Below are 20,950 nucleotides of genomic sequence, written 5' to 3'. Positions count from 1 at the left end.
GTGTTGGGCGGCGTGACGACCACATAGCGGTCGCCGACGGCCTCGACCAGCGTCGCTGTCGGTTCCATCAGGTTGCTCTGTGTCTCGATGATCGTAAAATTCTCCCCGAAAGCCCGTTTGTCGCGCGCACACTCCTCGTAGGAGTGCAGCCGGATCGTCTTCGCCGGGTCGAGCCGCTCCACGTAATCTTTGCCGGCCATGAACGCCACCTGCCGCAGTTTGCGCAGCAACTTGGCATTGTATCCGTTGCGCAGTGCCCGGGCGACCTGCTGCACGACCCGTTCGCCCATGCCGTAGATCAGCAGGTCGGCGCCGCTTTCGGCCAGCACCGAAGGCTTGAGCGAGTCGTTCCAGTAGTCGTAGTGCGTCAGCCGCCGCAGTGAGGCTTCGATTCCCCCGACTACTACCGGGACGTGCGGGAACAATCGCTTGACGATTCGCGTGTAGACTGTTACGGCATAGTCGGGCCGAAACCCCGCTTTGCCGCCGGGCGTATAGGCGTCGTTGCTCCTGAGGCGGATGTTGGCCGTGTAGTGGTTGACCATCGAATCCATCGACCCGGCCGTGATGCCGAAGAAGAGCCTCGGCGTACCCAACTTGATGAAGTCGCGCAGGTCGTCCCGCCAGTTGGGTTGCGGCACGATGGCCACGCGGTAGCCTTCGGCTTCGAGCAGGCGGCCGATTACTGCCGCGCCGAATGCCGGATGGTCGATGTAGGCGTCGCCCGAAAAGAGGATGACGTCCAACTGCTCCCACCCGCGTGCGCGGACTTCCTTTATCGTGGTCGGTAAAAACAAGGTACGATGAGTTTTTTTGTTTCGTCCCGGAGTAATTCCGGTCTGTATCGTGTGTTTGAGGGGTGCGGGCCGGCGGCTTTATGCTTGGGGGTTGCCGTTTTGGGTGTCCGCAGATGCGAGCCGCCGTATTGCCGTGAGTCTGTCCGCTGCCGTGCCGTTTATCCGTTATCCGTCTCTTTCGATGCCGCTGCGTAGGTTTCCCATTTGCCGAGCAGCGCACGGAAATCGGCGGGCAGTTCGCTCTCGAAATATACCGTTTCGCGGGTCGTCGGGTGTACGAACCCGAGTGACCGCGCGTGCAGTGCATGGCGGGGCAGCACGGCGAAGCAGTTTTCGACGAATTGCCTGTATTTCGAAAAGGTCGTGCCCTTCAGGATGCGGTCGCCGCCATAGCGTTCGTCGTTGAAGAGCGGATGTCCCTGCCACGACATGTGGACGCGTATCTGGTGCGTGCGGCCCGTTTCGAGCCGGCATTCGACCAGCGTCACATAGCCGTAACGTTTCAGCACCCGCCAGTGGGTCACGGCGTGCTTGCCGTCCGACCCGTCTTCGAATACGAACATCTTCTGCCGGTCGCGGGGGCTGCGGCCGATGTTGCCCGTGATCGTCCCCTCGTCCTGGTCGAAATTGCCCCACACGAGTGCCACATAACGGCGCTGGATCGTATGGTCGAAGAATTGCTTGGCCAGCCGTGCGTGCGCCTGTTCGTTCTTGGCCACCACGAGTAACCCCGACGTGTTCTTGTCGATGCGGTGCACCAGCCCGGCGCGCATGTCGCCCTCCTGGAACAGGGGCAGGTTGCGCAGGTGGTACGTGAGTGCGTTTACGAGCGTACCGCTGTAATTTCCGTGCCCGGGATGCACCACCAGCCCGGCGGGCTTGTTGACGATCAGCAGGTCGTCGTCCTCGTAGGGGATTTCGAGCGGGATATCTTCGGGGATGATCTCCACTTCGCGCCGCGGGTAGGGCATCACGATCTGGATACGGTCGAGCGGCTTGACCTTGTAGCTCGATTTCGCGGGCTTGCCGTTCACGAGGATGTTGCCGCAGTCGGCAGCCGCCTGGATACGGTTGCGCGAGCATTTCTCCATGCGTACGGTCAGGAACTTGTCCAGCCGCAACGGGGTTTGCCCCTTGTCGGCTACGACCGCAAAGTGCTCATACAGCCCGGCTCCCTCGCCGTCCTCTTCCGTGGCTTCCGATCCCTGGTAGAGTTCGGGATCCTCCTCTATGTAGCGTTCGTCGGCCATCAGTCGAAAAATCCTTCGTCGTTTCCGGCTGCCGCAGGCTCGTCGGCCGGCTGTTCCTCTGCGGAGCCTGCCGCCGCCCGTTCGAACTCCGCCTGAGCCAGCGAATCCGCATGTTCGCGTTCGGATTGTAATCGCTCTTCGGCCGCCTCCTTCGCCTGCTTTTCGGCTATGGCTCGGTATTGGGCGAGTTTCTTCTCGTCGAGCGTCAGCCTGAGGTCGACGCGCGAGCCCAGCCCGGCGCTCCGCTCGGCCGTGGGATGCTGGATATAGACGCGGGCATCCTTCTGGTTCAGGAGGTTGATCCCTTCGTCGAAATCCACCTTGCCGACGTTGAGCCCCAGTTCCCACAGGCGGCCCTTGGCCTCCTTGAGCGGGAACCCGACCAGACGCGGTACGACCGTCGTGCCGTAGCCGCCTTCGACACCCACATAGAGCGTCACGCCCGAGCCCAGTTCGGCCTCGATCTTGCTCGTCGCCGCTACGGGGCGGCCGTCGCAGTATTCGTCCAGTACGTAGTTGGTCGCCATGTCGGCGCGGTAGACCAGCTCGTCGATCTCCAGCCCCGCGATCTCCAGCATGTTCTTGGCCTGCCGCAGCGAACGTCCCGCCACGTAGGGCACGGGCACCATCTTCTGGCGGAAGGAGTTGATCGTGATGTAGACCGTGCGGCCGGGCTTGACCTCCACGCCCCCTTCGGGCAGCTGGTCGAGGACGATGCCCCCTTCGTAAGCCGGCACGAACAGCGAGTCGTTGATGTGCAGCTTGAGGTCGTACTTGCGGGCCATGCGCTGTGCCTGGTCGAGCTTCACGCCCGAAAAGTCGGGCACCGTGCGGCGGGCGCCGTGGCGTGTGCCGACCTGCATGACGATGTGGGCCGCGACGGCCATCGCCAGGATGATCGCCCCGATCAGTACGAGGTTGTATGCCAGTCGGTTTTTCCGGAGCCGTTTCCAGTAATATGCCAGTTTCTCCATTGCGGGGTAGGGTTATATTTCGTTATAGAAGGTGTCGCGTTCCACGGCGCGGTAGCCGGCCGCCCGGACGATGCGGTGCATGTCGTCGATGCTCATCGAAGGCTTCCGGTCTTCGGCTCCGGCCATCGAGTAGATCCTCGTCGTGTCGTCGATCGTGCCGTCGATGTCGTCGGCGCCGAACGCCAATGCCAGTTCGGTCGTCGCCTTGCCGTACATCACCCAGTAAGCCTTGACGTGGGGTATGTTGTCCAGGTAGATCCGGCTCATGGCCAGCATCCGCAGGTCTTCGATCACCGACACTTCGCCGATTTCGGACATCGGGTTGCCGAAATTGCGGTATTTGAGCGGGATGAAGGCGTTGAACCCGCCTGTGAGGTCTTGCAGTTCCCTGAGGCGCCGCAGGTGGTCGATGCGGTGGCGGAGTTCCTCGACATGCCCGTAGAGGATCGTGGCGTTGGTCGGGATGCCGAGCCGGTGCGCCGCCTCGTGCACTCCGAGCCATTCGGCCGTCGAGCCCTTCTCGGGACATATCCGCTGCCGGATCCGCTCGTCGAATATCTCCGCCCCTCCGCCCGGTATGGCGTCCATCCCGGCCTGCTTGAGCTGCCGCAACCCCTCCTGCGTCGTCAGTCCCGCCTTGCGGATCATGTACGATAGTTCGATCGCCGTAAATGCCTTGACGGCCGCCCCGGGCAGTATGGACTTCACGCGGCGGATCATGTCGGTGTAGTAATCCAGCCCGTGGTCGGGGTGTACCCCGCCTACGATATGCACTTCGGTGATGCCTTTTCCCTGCCGTTCGCGGGCGATTTGTTCGATTTCGTCCATCGTATAGTCCCACGCTTCGGGGTCGCCCGCCGGACGCCGGTAGGAGCAGAACCGGCAGTTGAAGACGCAGCGGTTCGTCGGCTCGATGTGGAAATTGCGGTTGTAGTACACCTTGTCGCCGCTTACGCGCCGTTTGGCTGCGGTCGCCAGTTCGCCCAGCAGCCACAGCGGGGCCTCGCGCCAGAGCCGTGCGGCTTCGGCGTCGTCGATGCGCTCTGCGCGGCGCACCTTGGCGGCTATGTCGTCGATGTGTCGCATGTTATTTCGGGGCCTTCCGGTAGAGGTAGATGGCGATGAACAGGTAGATGATATTGGGTAGCCATACGGCCAGCCCGGGCGGCAGGGTGCCGCTTTTGGCGAACTCCTCGAAGAAGCGGTTGAAGAGGATGTACGAGAAACAGAGGCCCGTGCCGATGCCGATATGGAGCCCCGTGCCGCCCCGCACCTTGCGCGAGGAGAGCGATACGCCGATCAGCGTCAGGATGAAGGTCGAAAGCGGATAGGCGAAGCGGGCGTGCTTCTCCACCTCGATGATGTTGATCGAATCGGAACCCTTGGCGCGCTGCTGGTCGAGGAACTCGTTCAGTTCCGTGATGTTCATGGTCTGTATCAGGTCGTTGATTTCGCCCAGTTCGGCCACTTCGAGGTTGATGAGTGTATCGAGGTTGCGGAACTGCTCGAATTTCTCGACGCCCAGCGAGTCGAATTCGCGCTTGGTGTAGCGCGGTGCCGTCCAGCGTTTGGTCTCGGGGTTGAATTTCACGTCGGCAGCTTCGAGCGAGCGGGTCATCGTGCCGCTGTAATACTCCTCCAGCGCGAGGAACGACGCCTGCTGCGAACCGTCGTTGTAGCCGCGGATGTAGGCGAACGTCCCCGGCTCGATCTGCCGGTAGATGTGGCGGTTGAACTTGGCGTTCTGCTTGCGTTTTATGTACTGCGACTCGAAATTGACGATGTGCCGCTGCGAAATAGGTATCAGCCAGAGGTTCAGCGTCAGCGAAAGGCTGCCGATGATCAGCGCCCCGAGGAAATAGGGCCACATCAGGCGGCGGAACGACATGCCGCCCGAGAGCATGGCGACGATCTCGGTCTGGTAGGCCATCTTCGAGGTGAAGAAGATGCAGGCGATGAAGGTGAACAGTCCGCTGAACTGGTTGATGAAGAACGGGATGAAATTCAGGTAGTAGTCGAATATCACCTCGTTGAGCGGGGCGTGCAGTTCCGTGAAGTCGTCGATCTTCTCCACGTAGTCGAACAGTACGACCACGACGATAATCATCGCGATGGCGAAGAAGTAGGTCGCGAGGAATTTCCCCAGTATGTAGCGGTCTAAGATCTTAAACCCCGGAAATCGTAATTTCATCGCACAAAGATACAATTTGTTTTCATGCCTCGGACGCAGTGCCGCCATTATTCGCTTCGTGGCCCGTGGCCCGACGGGTTTGCCTCCTGCCCTCCCCCGGCCTCGGTTCTTTACAGGCGCCTTTGGAGCTTGCCGACCATCGCCTCCTTCCACGGCTTGAAATCCCCGGCCGCGATGTGCTGGCGGGCCATCGTCACCAGCCGCAGGTAGAAGGCGATGTTGTGCAGCGAGGCGATCTGCGCCGCCAGCATTTCGCCGCATGTCACTAGGTGGTGCAGGTAGGCCTTCGTATAGAGCGTGTCGACGAACGCCGTGCCCTCGGGGTCGATCGGCGAGAAGTCGTCCTCCCATTTCTTGTTGCGGATGTTGATGACGCCTTCGGCCGTGAACAGCTGCCCGTTGCGGCCGTTGCGCGTCGGCATCACGCAGTCGAACATGTCCACGCCGCGCTCGATCCCTTCGAGGATGTTCACCGGCGTGCCCACGCCCATTAAATAACGGGGACGGTCTTCGGGCAGTATGGCGTTGACCACTTCGATCATCTCGTACATCACCTCGGTCGGTTCGCCGACCGCCAGTCCGCCGATGGCATACCCGTCGGCGCCGTACTGTTGCACGTTTTCGGCCGCATGCGCCCTGAGGTCGGGGTAGGTGCACCCCTGTACGATGGGGAACAGCGCCTGGTAGTGGCCGTATTTGGGTTCGGTCTGATGGTAACGGTCGAAGCAGCGATCCAGCCATCGCTCGGTTAGCGCCAGCGATTTGGCCGCGTATTCGCGCGGGGCGTCGCCCGGGGGGCATTCGTCGAAAGCCATCATGATGTCGGCGCCGATCGTGCGCTCGGTGTCCACGACGCTTTCGGGTGTGAAGAGGTGTTTCGAACCGTCGATATGCGACCGGAAATGGCATCCCTCCTCCCTGAGCTTGCGGCAAGCTGCGAGCGAGAAGACCTGGAAGCCGCCGCTGTCGGTGAGCATCGGCCCTTCCCAGGTCGAGAAACGGTGTACGCCCCCGGCCTTTTCGATGATCTCCATGCCGGGGCGCATGTAGAGGTGGTAGGTGTTCGCCAGGATGATCTGCGCCCGGGCCTCGTCGCGCACGTCGCGGTGGAAAATGCCCTTGACCGTGGCGGCTGTACCCACAGGCATGAAAATCGGGGTGCGGATGACGCCGTGGTCTGTCGTCAGTTCGCCCGCGCGGGCTTTGGACGCCGGATCCTTATGCTGTAATGTAAACTTCATGCTCATATATTCGGCAAAAATACATAAAATAATCTGATTTGGGAATTCTGAATTCTGAATTGTTTTGTACCTTTGCGCATATTTCGCCTGTATGCAATTTTTCGATACTTTTCTGACATGCTACGGCTGGGAAGGCATCGCCCTCGCAGGGGCCATGCTCGCCATGTTCGGCGTGCAGCTGTACTACTATATTTTCGTTTACGGCCGTATCCCCGGCTACAAGAACAACCGCCGCCCGGCCGTGCTGGAGGCCGATCCCCAGGTGTCGGTCGTCATCCCGCTCTTCTCGGAGGACTATTCGTTCGTCGAGGAGCGGCTGCCGCTGATCCTGGCGCAGAACTACCCCGATTTCGAGGTGGTGATCGTCTACGTGGGCCACGATTCCGATTTCTACGAGGAGCTCGTGCGGCTGAAACAGTCGTTCCCCCAGATCGTGACGACCAAGATTCACCTCGATCCCCGCTTTCCCATCTCGCGCAAGATGGCGCTCAACGTGGGCATCAAGTCGGCGCACCACGAGTGCATGGTCTTCACTTCGACCGATGCCGTCCCCCAGACCGACCGCTGGCTGGCATTGATGGCCAAGGGCTTTACCCGGGGCGAGATCGTCGTGGGTTACTGCGGCGTGGAGCGCGGGAAAGGCTTTGCGAACTATATGATGCGCGCCTGGCGCATGATGCACGGCGTTGACTGGATCGCCCGTGCCGTGCGCCGGAACCCTTACCGGGGGACGCTCCACAACATCGGGTTTACTAAGAACATCTATTTCGGCTCCAAGGGGTTCAGCCATCTCAACATGAATATCGGGGAGGACGACCTCTACATGCAGAAGGTCATGACGCATGACAATGTGAGCGTGATCCTCTCGCCGCGTGCAACGCTGCGCGAGAAGACGTGGGGCGGCATGCGCTGGTGGATGGGGCAGCTGCGTTATTACGGTTCGGCATTCCCGTTCTATCCGCAGCAGGTGAAGAATTACATCCAGTGGGAACTGGGATCGCGGGCGCTTTTTTTCATCACGGCCGCCTGTGCGCTGGCGGTGATGCCGTTCGAATATAAGATCGCGGCCCTCGTCCTGGTGCTGGTTCGCTACCTGCTTGTGGCGATCCAGGTGCGGCGCATCGCACGCCGCCTGGGAGAGGCGAGCATGGCCGGCTGTTATTTCGTTTACGACCTGCTCAGTCCGCTGTGGGCGTTCCTGCTCGGGGTGATGCTGCTGCGACGAGACGACCGCGTATGGAGATAGCCGACTATATCGTCGCCGAAGACCGGCGCCTGGTGGAACTCGTGCTCGAAGGCGACGACAGGGCCTTCGAATACCTGTTCAACCGTTACCGCGATGCGATCCACCGCCTTTTCGTACAGCGGCTGGGGGGTGTCAACGATGCCGACGACCTGCTGCAGGAGACGTTTATCAAGGTCTACATCAACCTGCATCGTTACAGTACCGTCTATACCTTCGGGCAGTGGGTTTACACCATCGCCCGCAATACGTTCATCGACTTCGTACGGCGCCGCCAGGACGACCTGTCGATCGACGAACGCTTCTCCTCGCCTCCATCGACGACTCCGACGCCCGAAGAGAGCGTCATCAGCATGCAGCAGCGGACGCAGATCGAGCATTACCTCGAACGCCTCGCCCCGCGCTACCGGACGCTGATCGTCATGCGGTTCTTCGACGAATACTCTTACGAAGAGATCGCCGCCAACCTCAAATTGCCGCTCGGCACCGTCAAGACGCAGATACACCGTGCCCGCGAACAGATGTGCCGCCTGATAACCGAAGGCGAGAAAAACTGACCCCCCCCGGAAAAACCGATCCGCATGGAACTTATCGACAAATATTTCCCCGGCCTGACGGAATTGCAGCGGCAGCAGTTCGCCGCCCTGTACGGCCTCTACGCCGACTGGAACGCCAAGATCAACGTCGTCTCGCGCAAGGATTTCGACCAGCTCTACCTGCGCCATGTGCTGCATTCGCTCGCCATTGCCAAGGTCTGTACGTTCGATGCCGGCGCCCGTATCCTCGACGTGGGGTGCGGCGGCGGCTTCCCTTCGGTGCCGCTGGCGATCCTCTTTCCCGAGGCGCATTTCACCGCCGCCGATTCCATCCGCAAGAAGATCACGGTCGTCGGGGGCGTCGCCGCCGGGCTCGGGCTGCAGAACCTCGATCCCCGCTGCGTGCGTGTCGAGACGCTGCAGGAACGCTACGATTATGTCGTTTCGCGCGCCGTCACGGCAATGCCGGAGTTCGTCCGATGGATCTGGGCGAAAATCGGGAAGGGACAGAAAGGCTCGCTTCCGAACGGCATCCTCTACCTCAAGGGCGGCGACCTGGCCGAAGAACTGGCGCAGACCGGTATGCGCTGGTATATCTACGATATTCCGCGGTTCTTCGGAGAGGAGTTCTTCGAGACCAAGAAAGTGGTCTATACCCCTAAAAAATAAATCCGTATGGCAGGCGGCGCGCTCCTTCCCGGGTGGCTGTTGTGGTCGCTGCCCGCGATGTTCCTGCTCCACGATGCCGAGGAGATGCTCTTTCTTCCGCCGTGGCTTCGCCGCAACCGGGAGTTGCTGGCGCGGCGTTTTCCGCAGCTCGCCCGCCGCATGCTCCCGCATTTCGACGGGATCTCCCCCTTGCGGTTTGCCGCCATGGCTGCCGAAGAACTGGTTTTGCTGGTGGCGGTAACGGCCTGTGCGGCCCTTGCCGGCTGTTATTATCCGTGGCTGGCCCTGTTCCTTGCGTTCGGGATGCACCTGCTGATCCATCTCGGGCAGTGGGTTGCCCTGGGACGCTATGTCCCCGTCATTGCGACGTCGCTGCCGTGCCTGGCCTGCTGTGGACGGGGACTGTGCATCATGATAAACTCCCGGGCCTTTTCGCTCCGGGAGTTCGTGTTATGCGGGATGGCGGGATGTGCCGTCGCCGCGGTCAATCTCTGGCTCGTGCATCGGCTGGCGGCGCCGCCAGTTTCAGGCCGGGAGCCCAGGTGATTACTTTCCCTGTTTGGGCTTCTGCCTGTCGAGGATCGTTTGCAGGTTGTTTATGAACTCGTCGGGCTTGGCCGCCCCCTGTATGCGTCCCAGCAGTTCGCCTTGCGTGTCGAAGACCAGATAAAGCGGAATTGCCCCGCTGCCGTAGCGTTTCAGCAGTTCCTTGCCCGTGGTTTTGTCCACGTCGTATTTGGCGGCCACGAAATGCCGTTCCATGAAATCCCCCACGTCCTTGCGTGAGAAAACCTCCCGTTCCATCATACGGCAGGGCGGACACCACGTGGCGTAGAGGTCGATGAATACCAGTTTCCCGGTTTTGACCGCCATCTCCCGGACGGCGTCGGTCGATTTTGTTTCGAATTTTACCTGTGCCTGTGCGGCGCCCGCTGCGAGTGCCAGCATCAGTATGAAGATCAGTTTTTTCATGCGGATTCGTTTTCCGTATAACGTGCAAGAACCGTGCTCTATTGCCTGCCTTCGAGCGCCGAAGTGCTCAGCAGGCCGCAGGCCGCCTGGATGTCCTCGCCTCGCGAAGCCCGGATCGTGGTTTGTATGCCCTTGGCCGTCAGCGTGTCGCGCAAACGTACCATGGCCGCGTCGTCCGGCGAGAAATAGGGTGACCCGGGGATTTTATGGAACCGGATCAGGTTGATGCGGCACTTGATGCCGTCCAGCAGGCGGCATAGTTCGCGGATATGCCGCGGCGAGTCGTTCAGTCCGCTCATGACGATGTATTCGAACGATACGCGGCGCTGGTGCGTGAAGTCGTATCGGCGCAGGATTGCCGCGACCTCGGCGACCGGCCATGCCCGTTCGACGGGCATGATGGCTGCCCGCTCCTCGTGGAAGGGGTTGTGCAGGCTCACGGCCAGGTGCACCTTTGTGCTGTCGAGCAACCGCCGCAACTCGGGGACGACGCCCGCCGTGGAGAGCGTGATGCGCGTGGGCGACCAGCCGAAGCCCCACTCCGCCGTGAGGATGTCGAGCGCCCTGAGCACGTTGTCCGTATTGTCGAGCGGTTCGCCCATGCCCATGAAAACTACGTTCGTCAGCGTGTCGCGTTCGGGCAGGGAAACGATCTGGTTGAGGATTTCGGCCGCCGTAAGCGAGTGTTGCAGCCCCTGCCGCCCCGTGGCGCAGAATTTACACCCCATGCGGCACCCGGCCTGCGACGAGACGCAGAGCGTGGCCCTGTCGCCGTCGGGAATATAGGCCGATTCGATGTAGGCTCCCTGCTGTGTGCGGAAGAGGTATTTCTTCGTGCCGTCGGCTGATTCGGTGACCCGTTCGGGCGGGGTCAGCACCTGCCGGAACCGCTCGGCCAGCAAGGCGCGCCGGGCAGCCGGGATATCGGTCATCAGCATCGGGTCTTCGATGTGCTTCACATAGAGCCAGCGGGCGAGCTGCCCTGCCGCGAAACGCGGCAGGCCCGTCTCGGCGCAGAGGGCGGCGAGTTCCGCAGGGTTTTTCCCGTATAGTGGTTCCGAAACGGCCATTTATCAATCTCCGTTGTGATCTTTTACCCCGCAAAAGTAGGCAAAAATTAAAGATTTTCGTGCCGGATGGCGCATTTTTGAATTTTTATCCATATATTTGTGGTGCATAGCATGCCTATGTGCGATTTATCATTGCCGAACAATTAAATTTAAAATAGATGGAAATCAAGAAATCACCCAAAGCAGACCTTCAGAACAAGCGGGGTCTTTTGCTTGAAATCGGACTTGTCGTAGCCCTTATCCTGGTTATTGCGGCTTTTGCCTACACGCCGAAGGAGTACCGGATCGAAAAGCCGGACTTGAACTACGGCCCGGTTGAAGAAGAAATTACCGAGATTACCCGTCAGGATCAGAAGCCGCCCGAGCCTCCCAAGAAGGTCGAGGTGAAGGTGATCGCCGACCTGTTGCAGGTGGTGACCAACGACACGAAGATCACGACCGAGGTGGACTTCGCCGAATTCGACGAGAACACCGAGGTGATCCAGCAGGTCGACGTGGTCGAGGAGACCATCGAGGACGACCAGCCGTTCCTGATCGCCGAGACGATGCCTTCGTTCCAGGGCGGAGACCTCAATACCTTCCGTACGTGGGTTCAGCAGAACGTCAAGTTTCCGCAGATCGCCCTCGAAAACGGTATCCAGGGTCGTGTGGTTCTTTCGTTCGTGATCGAGAAGGACGGCCGTCTGACCAATATCCAGGTGTTGCAGACGCCCGACCGGTCGCTTTCCGAAGAGGCCATCCGCGTACTGAACAAGTCGCCGAAATGGAGCCCCGGCAAGCAGCGCAACCAGGTTGTACGTGTAAAGTACACCCTGCCCGTTGACTTCCGCGTGCAGAACTAAGCCGGGACGGTAGGGGGTTTCGGCGGCAGCGACCCGGAATCCGACGATACATACGCTGCACTGGATTCGCGTACTAACCACCTAATTCTGATTGATATGGAGATTAAAAAATCATTCAAGGCAGATCTTAGGAATAAGAGAGGCCTTTTATTGGAGATCGGTTTGGTCGTGGCATTGTCCCTGGTCATTGTCGCATTTACCTATACGCCGGACGAGTACAGAATTCAGAAAGTCGCAGTGGATGTTATGCCCGTCGATGTCGATATTGTCCCGGTCACGACCGACGCGCCCAAACAGAAACCCCAGAAGGTTGAGGTAAAGGCCCTTTCCCAGTTGATCGAGGTCATTCCCAATCACCGGTTCGTGCAGACGGATCTCACATTCGAGGATTTCGATCCTGATGCGATTGTCGAAATAGTGCCGCCGGCCAAGGACGAGGATTTTGCGGACGACACGATTTTCATTACCGCCGAGACGATGCCATCGTTCCAGGACGGAGACCTCAATACGTTCCGGGCGTGGGTGATGCAGAATGTCAAGTTCCCGCAGGTTGCCCTTGAGAACCGGATTCAGGGCCGTGTCGTTCTTTCGTTCGTAATTGACAAGGACGGTCGCCTGACCAATATCGAGGTGTTGCAGTCGCCCGACCGGTCGCTTTCCGAAGAAGCCATCCGCGTGCTGAACAAGTCGCCGAAATGGAGCCCCGGCAAGCAGCGTAACCAGGCTGTGCGTGTCAAATACACGCTCCCGGTCGATTTCCGCGTACAGAACTGACCGGGCGTATGTGGTTTGAGTTGAGAATGTTCTGCATGACAATTTAATAAATAGGGTATCCGCCGAAAGCAGGATACCCTTTTTGTAGCATAATGTTTGCTCCCCGCAGGGAGCACCTTCCCTGCCGCATGTTGCGGCACGATGTGACTGTTTAAAATTAAGTGTACGACTTTGACTGAGAATAAGAATATAACCCCGAACTCCGAGGCCGTTCCCGATTGCAGGGAGCGCGCCGTGATGGTCGCCGTTATCCGCGACAACCAGGATCCGCGGCAGGCCGAAGAGTTCCTCGACGAACTCGAATTCCTGGCCGAAACGGCTGATATCGTGAGTGTGAAACGCTTTACGCAGCGGCTGCCGCAGCCTTCGGCCCGCATATACGTCGGCCCGGGCAAGTTGGAAGAGATCGCCGGTTACTGCCGGGAGCAGCAGATCGACGTGGTGATTTTCGACGACGAGCTCTCCCCGTCGCAGACGCGCAATATCGAAAAGGCCATGCCCTGCCGCATCCTCGACCGTACGCGCCTGATCCTCGACATCTTCATGTCGCGGGCGCAGACGGCCTATGCCAAGACGCAGGTGCAGCTGGCCAACTACGAATATATGCTGCCCCGCCTTTCGGGCATGTGGACTCACCTCGAACGGCAGCGCGGCGGTACCGGAACCCGCGGCGGTGCCGGTGAGCGCGAGATCGAGACCGACCGCCGTATCATCCGCAACCGGATCTCCAAACTCAAGGAGGATCTGCAAAAAATCGACCGTCAGATGGCCGTGCAGCGCTCGAACCGCGGTTCGATGGTGCGTGTGGCGCTGGTAGGCTATACCAACGTGGGCAAGTCCACGTTGATGAACCTGATCTCCAAAAGCGAGGTGTTTGCCGAGAACAAACTCTTTGCGACACTTGACACGACGGTGCGCAAGGTGGTTTTCGATAACCTCCCGTTCCTGCTGTCCGATACCGTGGGATTCATCCGCAAACTTCCCACCGAGCTGATCGAGTCGTTCAAGTCGACGCTCGACGAGGTGCGCGAAGCCGACCTGCTGGTGCATGTGGTCGACATCTCGCATCCGCAGTTCGAAGAGCAGATCGACGTGGTGAAGCAGACCCTGCAGGATATCGGCGCGGGCGACAAACCCGTTTACCTGGTCTTCAACAAGGTCGATGCCTATACCTATGTCAGGAAGGACGACGACGACCTCACGCCCGCCACGCGCGAGAACCTGTCGCTCGACGACCTGAAAAAGAGCTGGATCGCCCGGGCCAATACCCCCTGCATTTTCCTTTCGGCGCTTGCCAAGACCAACATCGAGAAATTCCGTTCGGATCTCTACGGGATGGTACGCGAGATCCATGCCGGGCGTTACCCCTTCAACAACTTCCTCTATTGACAACCAAACTTCATACCTATGACCCTGCATATTTTGAGTAAACAGGACACTGTCCTCAACAAGTTCATCGCACAGATCCGCGATAAGTCGGTGCAGAAGGACTCGATGCGCTTCCGCCGTAACCTGGAGCGTATCGGGGAGATCACGGCCTATGAGATCTCGAAGGAGCTCGCCTATTCGCCCCGTATCGTCGAGACGCCTCTGGGCGAAGCGGAGGTCGGGCTGATCGACGACCAGGTCGTCGTGGCGACGATCCTGCGGGCCGGGCTGCCTTACCATCAGGGATTCCTGAACTATTTCGACGATGCCGAGAACGCCTTTGTCTCGGCCTACCGTAAAAGTACGAAAGACGGCAAGTTTACGGTCAAGGTCGAGTATATCTCGTGCGGCGACCTCGAAGGCAAGGTCTTGTTGCTGGTCGATCCGATGCTCGCCACGGGCTCTTCGCTCGTGCTGGCCTATAAGGCCTTGTGCGAAAAGGGTGGTACGCCCAAATATACGCACGTTGCAGCAGTGATTGCCAGCGAACAGGGGATCGACTACGTGCAGAAGAATATGCCGCGCAAAACCACCACGATCTGGGCGGCCGCCGTCGACGAGGAGTTGACTTCGCGCTGCTATATCGTCCCGGGTATCGGCGATGCCGGTGACCTGGCCTACGGCGAGAAGGTCTGAGCCCGGCACCTTGCGCCGGGAGCACCCGGCGCCGATGCCCGTCAGCCACTTTCCCGGTTTTGTCGGCCGGCGCGGCCGGAATTTCTTCCGAGCCGGGGATTTAGGGGCTGACCTGTCAACGTAGCCGCAGGCTGCGAATGACGCGGTCTGATTCGAAAATCCGGGGCGGAAATCTCTGGTACTTCGAAAGATATGACCGCCAATTTAAGATGTGCGCATGGTAAAGAAGAAGATAGCTTTTGTTTTAGCGGTGTTCTGTGCGACCGTTCTGCTGATGGCCGTCCAGAAACCCGTTTTCCTGGCCTACTATGCGGCCGATGCCGCGCAGGCTTCCGTCGGTGAATGGCTGGGCGTCGTGTGGCACGGGCTGACGCTCGACAGCACCGTCGCCGGGTATGTCACCGCACTGCCGCTGTTGCTGGCCCTTGTGTCGCTGTGGGTGCGGCTGCCCGGGAGAATATGGCGGCGGGTGCTGACAGGCTATTTCGTGTTAGTCGCAACCGTCACGGCGGTCATCTTCGCTGTCGATGTCGAGTTATACCAGCATTGGGGCTTCCGCCTCGATGCGACGATCCTGATTTACCTTACCGACCCCGAGGAGGCTATGGCGAGCGTCGATTTCTGGCTCGGGGTGCGCCAGACCCTGCTGGCCGTCGCCTACGCGGCGCTCATGGTCTGGGTCTACCGCCTCGTCTGCCGCCTGTTCGACGGGGAGCCGCTCCGCCGGCGTGCGGCGCTGCCGTGGAGCCTTGTCCTGCTGCTGCTCGCCGGGTGCGATTTCCTCGCCATCCGCGGTGGGCTGGGGGCTTCGGTCGCCAATGTGTCAAAGGCCTATTTCAGTGCGAACATGTTTCTGAACCATGCGGCGACCAACCCGGTCTTTTCGTTCCTCACGAGCCTCGGCGACCATACCGACTATGCCGCCGAATACCCCTTCTTCGACGAGGCCGGACGCGAGGAACGGTTTGCCCGCTTGCGCGGGAACGACCCTTCCGCCGCTGCTCCCGAGCGGGTGCTGACGACCTCGCGCCCCAATGTCGTGGTGGTTATTCTCGAAAGTTTCGCCCGTACGGTCATGGATGCCGATGTCGGCGGTCTGCCCGTCATGCCCAACATGCAGCGCCTGAAGGGCGAAGGCATCTGGTTCGAAAATTTCTTCGCCAACTCGTTCCGCACCGACCGGGGCGAGGTGGCTATCCTGAGCGGATTCCCTGCCCAGACCCGCATGTCGATCATGAAGCTCCCGGCCAAGAGCCGTAACCTGCCCTCGCTGGCCCGTTCGCTCTCCGGCGCAGGATATGCCACCGGCTTCTCCTATGGCGGCGATCTGAACTTCACCGACCAGGCGTCGTACATGTACGCTACGGGCTGGCAGCAGCTTACATGGCAGAAAGACCTGCGCTTCGATACCCCGCCGGCCGACTGGGGCTATGACGACGCGGTGATGTGCGATTGGTTTGCCGACCGCGTGATCGCCCTGAGCGGGAAGGGCGAGCCGTTCCTGGCCGGCATGCTGACATTGAGCAGCCATCGCCCGTTCGACGTGCCGTTCTCGAAGTTCGATGACAAGGAACTCAACGCCTTCGCCTTTTCCGACGAGTGCGTCGGCCGGATGGTCGACAAACTGAAGGCTTCGCCGGCATGGGACAACCTGCTTCTGGTGCTGGTCGCCGACCACGGCTATCCGTGGCCGCGGAGCCTCTCCTATAACGAGCCGCTGCGCCACCGTATCCCGATGATCTGGCTGGGCGGTGCCGTCGCTGCACCGCGTGTGGTCGATACCTACGCTTCGCAGATCGACATCTGCGCCACGATCCTCGGACAGCTGGGGATCGACCACTCGGATTTCGATTACAGCAAGGATATTTTCGCCCCGACCCCCCCCCGTAAATTCGCGTACTATACGTTCAACGACGGTTTCGGCGTGGTCGATGCCTCGGGGGAGGCCGTGTGGGACGCTACGAGCGGCAAGGCTGTCAGCGAGACGGCACCCGGCCTGCTGGACATCGGCCGCACGATGCTCCAGACGACCTATGTCGACATCGGAAACCGCTGATTCCGGGATAAATACCTGGATTTAGGTATTGCGCGGGGTGCGGTAATTCGTTATTTTTGCAGATATTGAGCATACTATGTATAGAATAGGACGATACAATTCCGACGACCGCATGTGCGACCTGGTTTGCGACCGCTACCCCGTGCTGCTTATCATGAGCCGCTTCGGTATCGCACTGGGTTTCGGCGACAAGACCATCGGCGAGGTCTGCCTCGACAGCGGGGTCGATACGGCGACTTTTCTGGCCGTGGTGAACATGCATGCCGACGACAAGGCCCCCGATCCGGAGACGATCTCCGTGGCCGCGCTTGTCAGCTACCTGCGCAACTCGCATAACTATTTCCTCGATTTTCGGCTTCCGGCCATCCGCCGCAAGTTGATCGAGGCGATCGATTGCAGCCATAACGACGTGGCTTTCGCCATCCTGCGGTTCTTCGACGAGTACGTCGCCGAAGTGCACAAGCACATGGACTATGAGGAACAGAAAGTTTTCCCCTATGTCGAAGGGCTGCTCCGGGGGGAGCATCCCGAAGGCTATTCGATCGACATATTCCGCCGGCACCACGACCAGGTCGAGGCGAAACTCGCCGAACTGAAGCGGATCATCATCCGTTATTACCCTTCGGGCAGTACCAACGAGCTGAACGGCGTGCTTTTTGACATCTTCACGTGCGAACGCGACCTTGCGTCGCACAACGATATCGAAGACCGTCTGTTCATCCCGGCGATCAAGCGGCTCGAAGAGCGGACGGGGAGCGGGGTGTCCGGCACACAGCCCGGGGACACGCCTCCCAAGCAACCCGCCCCCAAGAAAGGAGGCCGTCGATGAAGGCGTTGAAACTCGCCGTCGCCGAGCCTTCGGCCATCCTGCGCTGTGGCATTATCGCCGTGTTGCGCCGCCTGCCGGCCCCCGACGTCGATATCCTCGAAATCGCCGATATTTCGCAGCTCACCGCGCAGTTGTCGCGCCATCGTCCCGACGTGCTGGTCGTCAACCCGGCTTCGCTGGGATTTTGTACGCCCCAGCAACTGAGGGCGCAAACCGGTTGCGAGGGCCTGCGCTGCATTGCGTTGCAAATGTCCGTGACGGACGCCGCGACGCTCAATGCCTATGACGACGTGCTTTCGGTCTACGACCCGGTCGAGACGCTGCGCGAAAAGATCATGCAACCGGTCGGCGATGCTCCCCGTGAAGAGCGCCAGGAACCGTTGAGCGCCCGCGAACGCGAGATCGTCGTCTGCATCGTCAAGGGAATGACCAACAAGCAGATCGCCGATGCACTCTGCATTTCGACCCATACGGTCATCACACATCGGCGCAACATCGTGGCCAAGTTGCAGATACACTCTCCGGCAGGGCTTACGATCTACGCCATCGTCAACAAACTGGTCGATCTCTCGGACATCCGGGATACGATCGCCGAAATATAACGGTTATGGCACACGAACACCATCATCACGACCATATGGTCACGTCGCTCAACAAAGCCTTTATCCTCGGCATTGCGCTCAACGTGGCATTCGTTGTCGTCGAATTCGCCGTCGGGCTCTATTACGGGTCGATGGGGCTGCTGTCCGATGCCGGGCACAACCTTTCCGACGTGGCGAGCCTGCTGCTGGCCATGCTGGCTTTCCGCCTTGCACAGGCCCATGCTACGCCCCGGTATACCTACGGCTATAAGAAGAGCACGGTGCTCATTTCGCTGCTCAACTCCGTGATCCTGCTCGTCGCCGTGGGGGTCATCGTTGCCGAGAGCGTGGGGCGGATGCTGCATCCGGCACCCGTCGAGGGCGGAGCCATTGCCTGGACGGCCGGCGTCGGGGTCGTAATCAACGGCTTTACGGCCTGGCTTTTCATGAAGGATAAGGACAAAGACCTGAACGTGAAAGGGGCTTATTTGCATATGGCCGCCGATGCGCTGGTGTCGGTGGGGGTGCTGGTGTCGGGTGTCGTGATCTCGTGGACGGGATGGACGATCGTAGACCCCATCGTCGGGCTTGTCGTTGCCGCCGTGATCGTGGCATCGGTCTGGTCGCTGACGCGCGACAGCCTGCGTCTGTCGCTCGACGGCGTTCCCGTGGGTATCCGCATCGAGGAGGTGGAAAAGACGATGGAGGCCGTGCCGGGTGTCAAGGCCGTGCACCACATCCATGTCTGGGCGATCAGCACTACCGAAAATGCCCTTACGGCGCATGTCGTGTTGGCAGAGCTGCCCCGTATGGAAACGGTCAAGAGACAGCTCAAAGCGGAGCTGGAAACGGCCGGGATCCATCATGTAACGCTCGAATTCGAATCTTCGTCCGAACATTGCCCCGGTACGTGCGACTGATAGCGCGACCGGCCGGGAGGGGCTGTGTGCCTGCCTTTTGCGGGTTCCTCCGGTTTTTCCGCCCTGCGGGGGCACGTATATGCTGTCTGAAAAAACAATCCGACCCGGAAAGGTCGGATTGTTTTTATTGTCCCGGGCAGCATTTGTGCCTTTCGGGCTTTGTCTACCTGCGGGTTCAGGGTACCGGGTCGTAACCGCTGCCTCCCCACGGATGGCACCGTGCGAGCCGCCGGAGCGTCAGCCACAGCCCCTTCAACGGCCCGTATTTACGCAGTGCTTCGAGGGCATATTGCGAGCAGGTCGGCGTGAAGCGGCACGACGGAGGCGTGAACGGGGAGATGCAGAGCTGGTAGAACTTCACCAACGCGATCAGCGGCAGGGCGCAGATGCGTTTAAAGGTGTTCCACGACTGTTTCCAGAATCCGGCGGACTGCATTTTGAATGGTTTTATAGGGCAGCACCTCTTTCGAGGAGTAGATCAGCGCCAGGTCGAGGTTCGCCGGGCTGCCGTTCTTCAACGTCTGTTTCTGCAACCGGTATGCCTCCTTGGTACGGCGCCGCAGCAAGTTGCGTTTGTTGGCCCGCTTGTGGAATTTCTTGGGCACGGAGAACAATACCTCGACCGAAGGTATCTCGTCGGCCTCGGCGAACCAGACGTACCGGAACGGGAAGATGAACCCGCTCTCCCCGCTCTCGAACATGCGGCGCACGGCACCGAGCGAACGGAGCCGTTCCGTGCGGGGAAGCGAGCAGTCGGGCATGGCTATTTTATTTGCGGGGTTCGGCAGTGCGGCGCGTGCGGCTCTTTTTGGCCAGTTTGTGCTGCTGGCTGCGGATGAACTCCTCTTTTTCCGTATCGGTAACCAACTCCACCGGTTCTATCTCCTCGCCTTTATGAACCTTCTGCAGATAGATGTCGATGGCTTTGGCCATCGACGGGGCCACCGGGGTCGGGGCGTTGGCTTGTACCGTGATGCCTGCCGCAAGGGCGGCGCGCAGCGTACCTTCGCCGAATACCGCCACGGCGGGCAGGTTTTCGGTGCCGAACTTGTCGACAAGGGTCTTGACGTCCGAAGGCGAATAGAGCGCCAGCAGTCCGTAATCCGCAAGCTGTACGTCTTCGAGTTCCGAAGCCACCGTGCGTGCCAGGATGACGGGGTCTACCGCCAGCTTGAGCTTGGCAAGCGTCTCGGGTAGCTCGGGTTTGTGGGGCTCGCTCAGCGCCAGCAGGAATTTCTCGTCCTTATGTTTGATTATCAGTTCGATGAATGACGTGAATGATCCGTCGGCGAACGAAATCTTGCGTTTGCGGTAAACGATGTATTTTTGCAGGTAGAGTGCTACGGCTTCCGTCTGGCAGATGTATTTCATGGTTTCCGGCACGGTGATGCGGGCTTCCTCGCAGATATGGAAAAAGCTGTCTACCGTCGTGCGCGACGTGAAAATAACGGCCGTATGTGTCAGTATCTCGACCCGCTGGGCACGGAACTCCTTCAGGGATACGCCCACGACACGTATAAAAGGTTTATAGGCGATCTCTACGTTGTATTTCTCGGACAATTCGTAGAACGGGGACTTCTCTATAACTGCGGGCCTCGGCTGCGAAACCAATACTTTTTTAACTTTCAATGCTGACCTAAGTTTTACGTTGTTCTTCAATCACTGAATCACCTTGCCACGAGCAGCCATAACAGGCTGACCGGGAAGACTTCCACGATGCAAAGGTACAAAATCCAATGCAAAATCGAAACTTTTTTGGAAATAAACAGGTTCAGCACCTCCCTGAGGTATAAGATAGCCGTTACGATCAACTCGATGACAATGATGCAGAACCAAACGCCTCCGGTACCCCGGGGACAGAGGGCGAAGAGCAGGAGTACGGGTGACGTGACGATGACGGCAAGGGTGAAGTAGGTGCGTTTCAGCAGGACGACCTGCGAG

Annotated in this window: 23 protein-coding genes and 1 pseudogene; 12 read left to right on the top strand and 12 right to left on the bottom strand. The window is 59.7% G+C overall.

The genetic code is table 11. The features are described from left to right. The 6 genes and pseudogenes from QVP03_RS06205 to tgt all read right to left on the bottom strand — a co-directional run. A pseudogene (locus tag QVP03_RS06205) lies at positions 1 to 797 on the bottom strand (YgiQ family radical SAM protein); the annotation flags it as partial. Positions 798 to 955: 158 nt separating this feature from the next. Further along, positions 956 to 2,047 (bottom strand): RluA family pseudouridine synthase, encoded by a 1,092-nt coding sequence (locus QVP03_RS06200; RefSeq protein ID WP_022332654.1) that lies wholly within the window; start codon positions 2,045 to 2,047, stop codon positions 956 to 958. Next, entirely contained in the window at positions 2,047 to 3,021 is a 975-nt protein-coding gene (locus QVP03_RS06195) for a PASTA domain-containing protein (RefSeq protein ID WP_018696997.1), read from the bottom strand. Before QVP03_RS06195 ends, QVP03_RS06200 begins: the two co-directional genes overlap by 1 nt. 12 nt (positions 3,022 to 3,033) lie before the next feature. After that, positions 3,034 to 4,107: an aminofutalosine synthase MqnE gene (gene mqnE / locus QVP03_RS06190; protein ID WP_022332653.1), complete on the bottom strand. Its 1,074-nt coding sequence runs from the start codon at positions 4,105 to 4,107 to the stop codon at positions 3,034 to 3,036. A gap of 1 nt (position 4,108) precedes the next feature. Then, on the bottom strand, positions 4,109 to 5,212 hold the full coding sequence (locus QVP03_RS06185) for an LptF/LptG family permease (protein WP_018696999.1): 1,104 nt from the start codon (positions 5,210 to 5,212) through the stop codon (positions 4,109 to 4,111). Positions 5,213 to 5,322: 110 nt separating this feature from the next. Further along, a complete protein-coding gene (gene tgt / locus QVP03_RS06180) occupies positions 5,323 to 6,453 on the bottom strand; it encodes a tRNA guanosine(34) transglycosylase Tgt (RefSeq protein ID WP_217729245.1) in 1,131 nt (376 codons plus the stop codon). Positions 6,454 to 6,544: 91 nt separating this feature from the next. Here tgt and QVP03_RS06175 point away from each other — a divergent pair, with 91 nt between their 5' ends. The 4 genes from QVP03_RS06175 to QVP03_RS06160 are packed head-to-tail and all read left to right on the top strand — an operon-like array spanning position 6,545 to position 9,447. Beyond that, entirely contained in the window at positions 6,545 to 7,699 is a 1,155-nt protein-coding gene (locus QVP03_RS06175; protein ID WP_022332651.1) for a glycosyltransferase, read from the top strand. Beyond that, positions 7,690 to 8,253: an RNA polymerase sigma factor gene (locus QVP03_RS06170; protein ID WP_018697002.1), complete on the top strand. Its 564-nt coding sequence runs from the start codon at positions 7,690 to 7,692 to the stop codon at positions 8,251 to 8,253. Before QVP03_RS06175 ends, QVP03_RS06170 begins: the two co-directional genes overlap by 10 nt. A gap of 24 nt (positions 8,254 to 8,277) precedes the next feature. Further along, positions 8,278 to 8,901 carry a 16S rRNA (guanine(527)-N(7))-methyltransferase RsmG gene (locus QVP03_RS06165; protein ID WP_018697003.1) on the top strand — a complete coding sequence of 208 codons (624 nt, stop codon included), beginning with the start codon at positions 8,278 to 8,280 and terminating at the stop codon, positions 8,899 to 8,901. Between the two features lie 6 nt (positions 8,902 to 8,907). Beyond that, positions 8,908 to 9,447 (top strand): HXXEE domain-containing protein, encoded by a 540-nt coding sequence (locus tag QVP03_RS06160; RefSeq protein ID WP_018697004.1) that lies wholly within the window; start codon positions 8,908 to 8,910, stop codon positions 9,445 to 9,447. On the opposite strand, the gene QVP03_RS06155 is transcribed toward QVP03_RS06160, so the two are convergent. Further along, positions 9,448 to 9,873 carry a thioredoxin fold domain-containing protein gene (locus QVP03_RS06155; protein ID WP_018697005.1) on the bottom strand — a complete coding sequence of 142 codons (426 nt, stop codon included), beginning with the start codon at positions 9,871 to 9,873 and terminating at the stop codon, positions 9,448 to 9,450. A gap of 38 nt (positions 9,874 to 9,911) precedes the next feature. Then, the gene (gene rlmN, locus QVP03_RS06150) at positions 9,912 to 10,943 is read right to left on the bottom strand and encodes a 23S rRNA (adenine(2503)-C(2))-methyltransferase RlmN (protein WP_018697006.1); all 1,032 of its coding nucleotides are present in this window, start codon (positions 10,941 to 10,943) and stop codon (positions 9,912 to 9,914) included. A gap of 158 nt (positions 10,944 to 11,101) precedes the next feature. On the opposite strand from rlmN, the gene QVP03_RS06145 reads away from it, so the two are divergent. The 8 genes from QVP03_RS06145 (at position 11,102) to QVP03_RS06110 (ending at position 19,009) form a co-directional block, all read left to right on the top strand. Then, positions 11,102 to 11,785, top strand: coding sequence for an energy transducer TonB (locus QVP03_RS06145; RefSeq protein WP_018697007.1), 684 nt, complete (start codon positions 11,102 to 11,104; stop codon positions 11,783 to 11,785). Positions 11,786 to 11,881: 96 nt separating this feature from the next. Next, positions 11,882 to 12,559 carry an energy transducer TonB gene (locus QVP03_RS06140; protein ID WP_026318596.1) on the top strand — a complete coding sequence of 226 codons (678 nt, stop codon included), beginning with the start codon at positions 11,882 to 11,884 and terminating at the stop codon, positions 12,557 to 12,559. A 171-nt stretch (positions 12,560 to 12,730) separates the two neighbouring features. Then, positions 12,731 to 13,948, top strand: a complete 1,218-nt coding sequence (hflX, locus tag QVP03_RS06135; protein ID WP_018697009.1) for a GTPase HflX — start codon at positions 12,731 to 12,733, stop codon at positions 13,946 to 13,948. An 18-nt stretch (positions 13,949 to 13,966) separates the two neighbouring features. Then, positions 13,967 to 14,623 (top strand): uracil phosphoribosyltransferase, encoded by a 657-nt coding sequence (upp, locus tag QVP03_RS06130; RefSeq protein WP_018697010.1) that lies wholly within the window; start codon positions 13,967 to 13,969, stop codon positions 14,621 to 14,623. Between the two features lie 217 nt (positions 14,624 to 14,840). Further along, positions 14,841 to 16,679 (top strand): LTA synthase family protein, encoded by a 1,839-nt coding sequence (locus tag QVP03_RS06125; protein WP_022332650.1) that lies wholly within the window; start codon positions 14,841 to 14,843, stop codon positions 16,677 to 16,679. 76 nt (positions 16,680 to 16,755) lie between these two features. Continuing rightward, positions 16,756 to 17,508 carry a hemerythrin domain-containing protein gene (locus QVP03_RS06120; protein ID WP_233428547.1) on the top strand — a complete coding sequence of 251 codons (753 nt, stop codon included), beginning with the start codon at positions 16,756 to 16,758 and terminating at the stop codon, positions 17,506 to 17,508. Beyond that, positions 17,505 to 18,110 (top strand): response regulator transcription factor, encoded by a 606-nt coding sequence (locus QVP03_RS06115; RefSeq protein WP_022332648.1) that lies wholly within the window; start codon positions 17,505 to 17,507, stop codon positions 18,108 to 18,110. Before QVP03_RS06120 ends, QVP03_RS06115 begins: the two co-directional genes overlap by 4 nt. A 5-nt stretch (positions 18,111 to 18,115) precedes the next feature. Further along, complete coding sequence (locus QVP03_RS06110) at positions 18,116 to 19,009, top strand: cation diffusion facilitator family transporter (RefSeq protein ID WP_022332647.1); 894 nt, start codon at positions 18,116 to 18,118, stop codon at positions 19,007 to 19,009. A gap of 175 nt (positions 19,010 to 19,184) precedes the next feature. Here the strand turns inward: QVP03_RS06110 and yidD are convergent, their stop codons facing one another. The 4 genes from yidD to QVP03_RS06090 form a co-directional block, all read right to left on the bottom strand. After that, complete coding sequence (gene yidD, locus QVP03_RS06105) at positions 19,185 to 19,445, bottom strand: membrane protein insertion efficiency factor YidD (protein ID WP_018697015.1); 261 nt, start codon at positions 19,443 to 19,445, stop codon at positions 19,185 to 19,187. Beyond that, complete coding sequence (locus tag QVP03_RS06100; protein ID WP_018697016.1) at positions 19,402 to 19,770, bottom strand: ribonuclease P protein component; 369 nt, start codon at positions 19,768 to 19,770, stop codon at positions 19,402 to 19,404. The genes yidD and QVP03_RS06100 overlap by 44 nt, the downstream gene beginning before the upstream one ends. 7 nt (positions 19,771 to 19,777) lie before the next feature. Further along, positions 19,778 to 20,638, bottom strand: a complete 861-nt coding sequence (locus QVP03_RS06095) for a uroporphyrinogen-III synthase (protein ID WP_022332646.1) — start codon at positions 20,636 to 20,638, stop codon at positions 19,778 to 19,780. A gap of 38 nt (positions 20,639 to 20,676) precedes the next feature. Beyond that, positions 20,677 to 20,950: DUF4271 domain-containing protein (locus tag QVP03_RS06090; RefSeq protein ID WP_288210678.1), on the bottom strand; the 274-nt coding region annotated here is incomplete at its 5' end.

Source organism: Alistipes sp. CAG:29, assembly GCF_000435435.1.
GTDB lineage: Bacteria > Bacteroidota > Bacteroidia > Bacteroidales > Rikenellaceae > Alistipes > Alistipes onderdonkii.
The sequence above is the reverse complement of the archived record's forward strand: the minus strand, read 5'-3'. Positions and strand labels throughout refer to the sequence as shown.

Bases quoted from the DNA above. Each gene is read 5' to 3' on its own strand.
- QVP03_RS06200 (WP_022332654.1), bottom strand. From the start codon at position 2,047: ATGGCCGACGAACGCTACATAGAGGAGGATCCCGAACTCTACCAGGGA.
- QVP03_RS06195 (WP_018696997.1), bottom strand. From the start codon at position 3,021: ATGGAGAAACTGGCATATTACTGGAAACGGCTCCGGAAAAACCGACTG.
- mqnE (WP_022332653.1), bottom strand. From the start codon at position 4,107: ATGCGACACATCGACGACATAGCCGCCAAGGTGCGCCGCGCAGAGCGC.
- QVP03_RS06185 (WP_018696999.1), bottom strand. From the start codon at position 5,212: ATGAAATTACGATTTCCGGGGTTTAAGATCTTAGACCGCTACATACTG.
- tgt (WP_217729245.1), bottom strand. From the start codon at position 6,453: ATGAAGTTTACATTACAGCATAAGGATCCGGCGTCCAAAGCCCGCGCG.
- QVP03_RS06175 (WP_022332651.1), top strand. From the start codon at position 6,545: ATGCAATTTTTCGATACTTTTCTGACATGCTACGGCTGGGAAGGCATC.
- QVP03_RS06170 (WP_018697002.1), top strand. From the start codon at position 7,690: ATGGAGATAGCCGACTATATCGTCGCCGAAGACCGGCGCCTGGTGGAA.
- QVP03_RS06165 (WP_018697003.1), top strand. From the start codon at position 8,278: ATGGAACTTATCGACAAATATTTCCCCGGCCTGACGGAATTGCAGCGG.
- QVP03_RS06160 (WP_018697004.1), top strand. From the start codon at position 8,908: ATGGCAGGCGGCGCGCTCCTTCCCGGGTGGCTGTTGTGGTCGCTGCCC.
- QVP03_RS06155 (WP_018697005.1), bottom strand. From the start codon at position 9,873: ATGAAAAAACTGATCTTCATACTGATGCTGGCACTCGCAGCGGGCGCC.
- rlmN (WP_018697006.1), bottom strand. From the start codon at position 10,943: ATGGCCGTTTCGGAACCACTATACGGGAAAAACCCTGCGGAACTCGCC.
- QVP03_RS06145 (WP_018697007.1), top strand. From the start codon at position 11,102: ATGGAAATCAAGAAATCACCCAAAGCAGACCTTCAGAACAAGCGGGGT.
- QVP03_RS06140 (WP_026318596.1), top strand. From the start codon at position 11,882: ATGGAGATTAAAAAATCATTCAAGGCAGATCTTAGGAATAAGAGAGGC.
- upp (WP_018697010.1), top strand. From the start codon at position 13,967: ATGACCCTGCATATTTTGAGTAAACAGGACACTGTCCTCAACAAGTTC.
- QVP03_RS06125 (WP_022332650.1), top strand. From the start codon at position 14,841: ATGGTAAAGAAGAAGATAGCTTTTGTTTTAGCGGTGTTCTGTGCGACC.
- QVP03_RS06120 (WP_233428547.1), top strand. From the start codon at position 16,756: ATGTATAGAATAGGACGATACAATTCCGACGACCGCATGTGCGACCTG.
- QVP03_RS06115 (WP_022332648.1), top strand. From the start codon at position 17,505: ATGAAGGCGTTGAAACTCGCCGTCGCCGAGCCTTCGGCCATCCTGCGC.
- QVP03_RS06110 (WP_022332647.1), top strand. From the start codon at position 18,116: ATGGCACACGAACACCATCATCACGACCATATGGTCACGTCGCTCAAC.
- yidD (WP_018697015.1), bottom strand. From the start codon at position 19,445: ATGCAGTCCGCCGGATTCTGGAAACAGTCGTGGAACACCTTTAAACGC.
- QVP03_RS06100 (WP_018697016.1), bottom strand. From the start codon at position 19,770: ATGCCCGACTGCTCGCTTCCCCGCACGGAACGGCTCCGTTCGCTCGGT.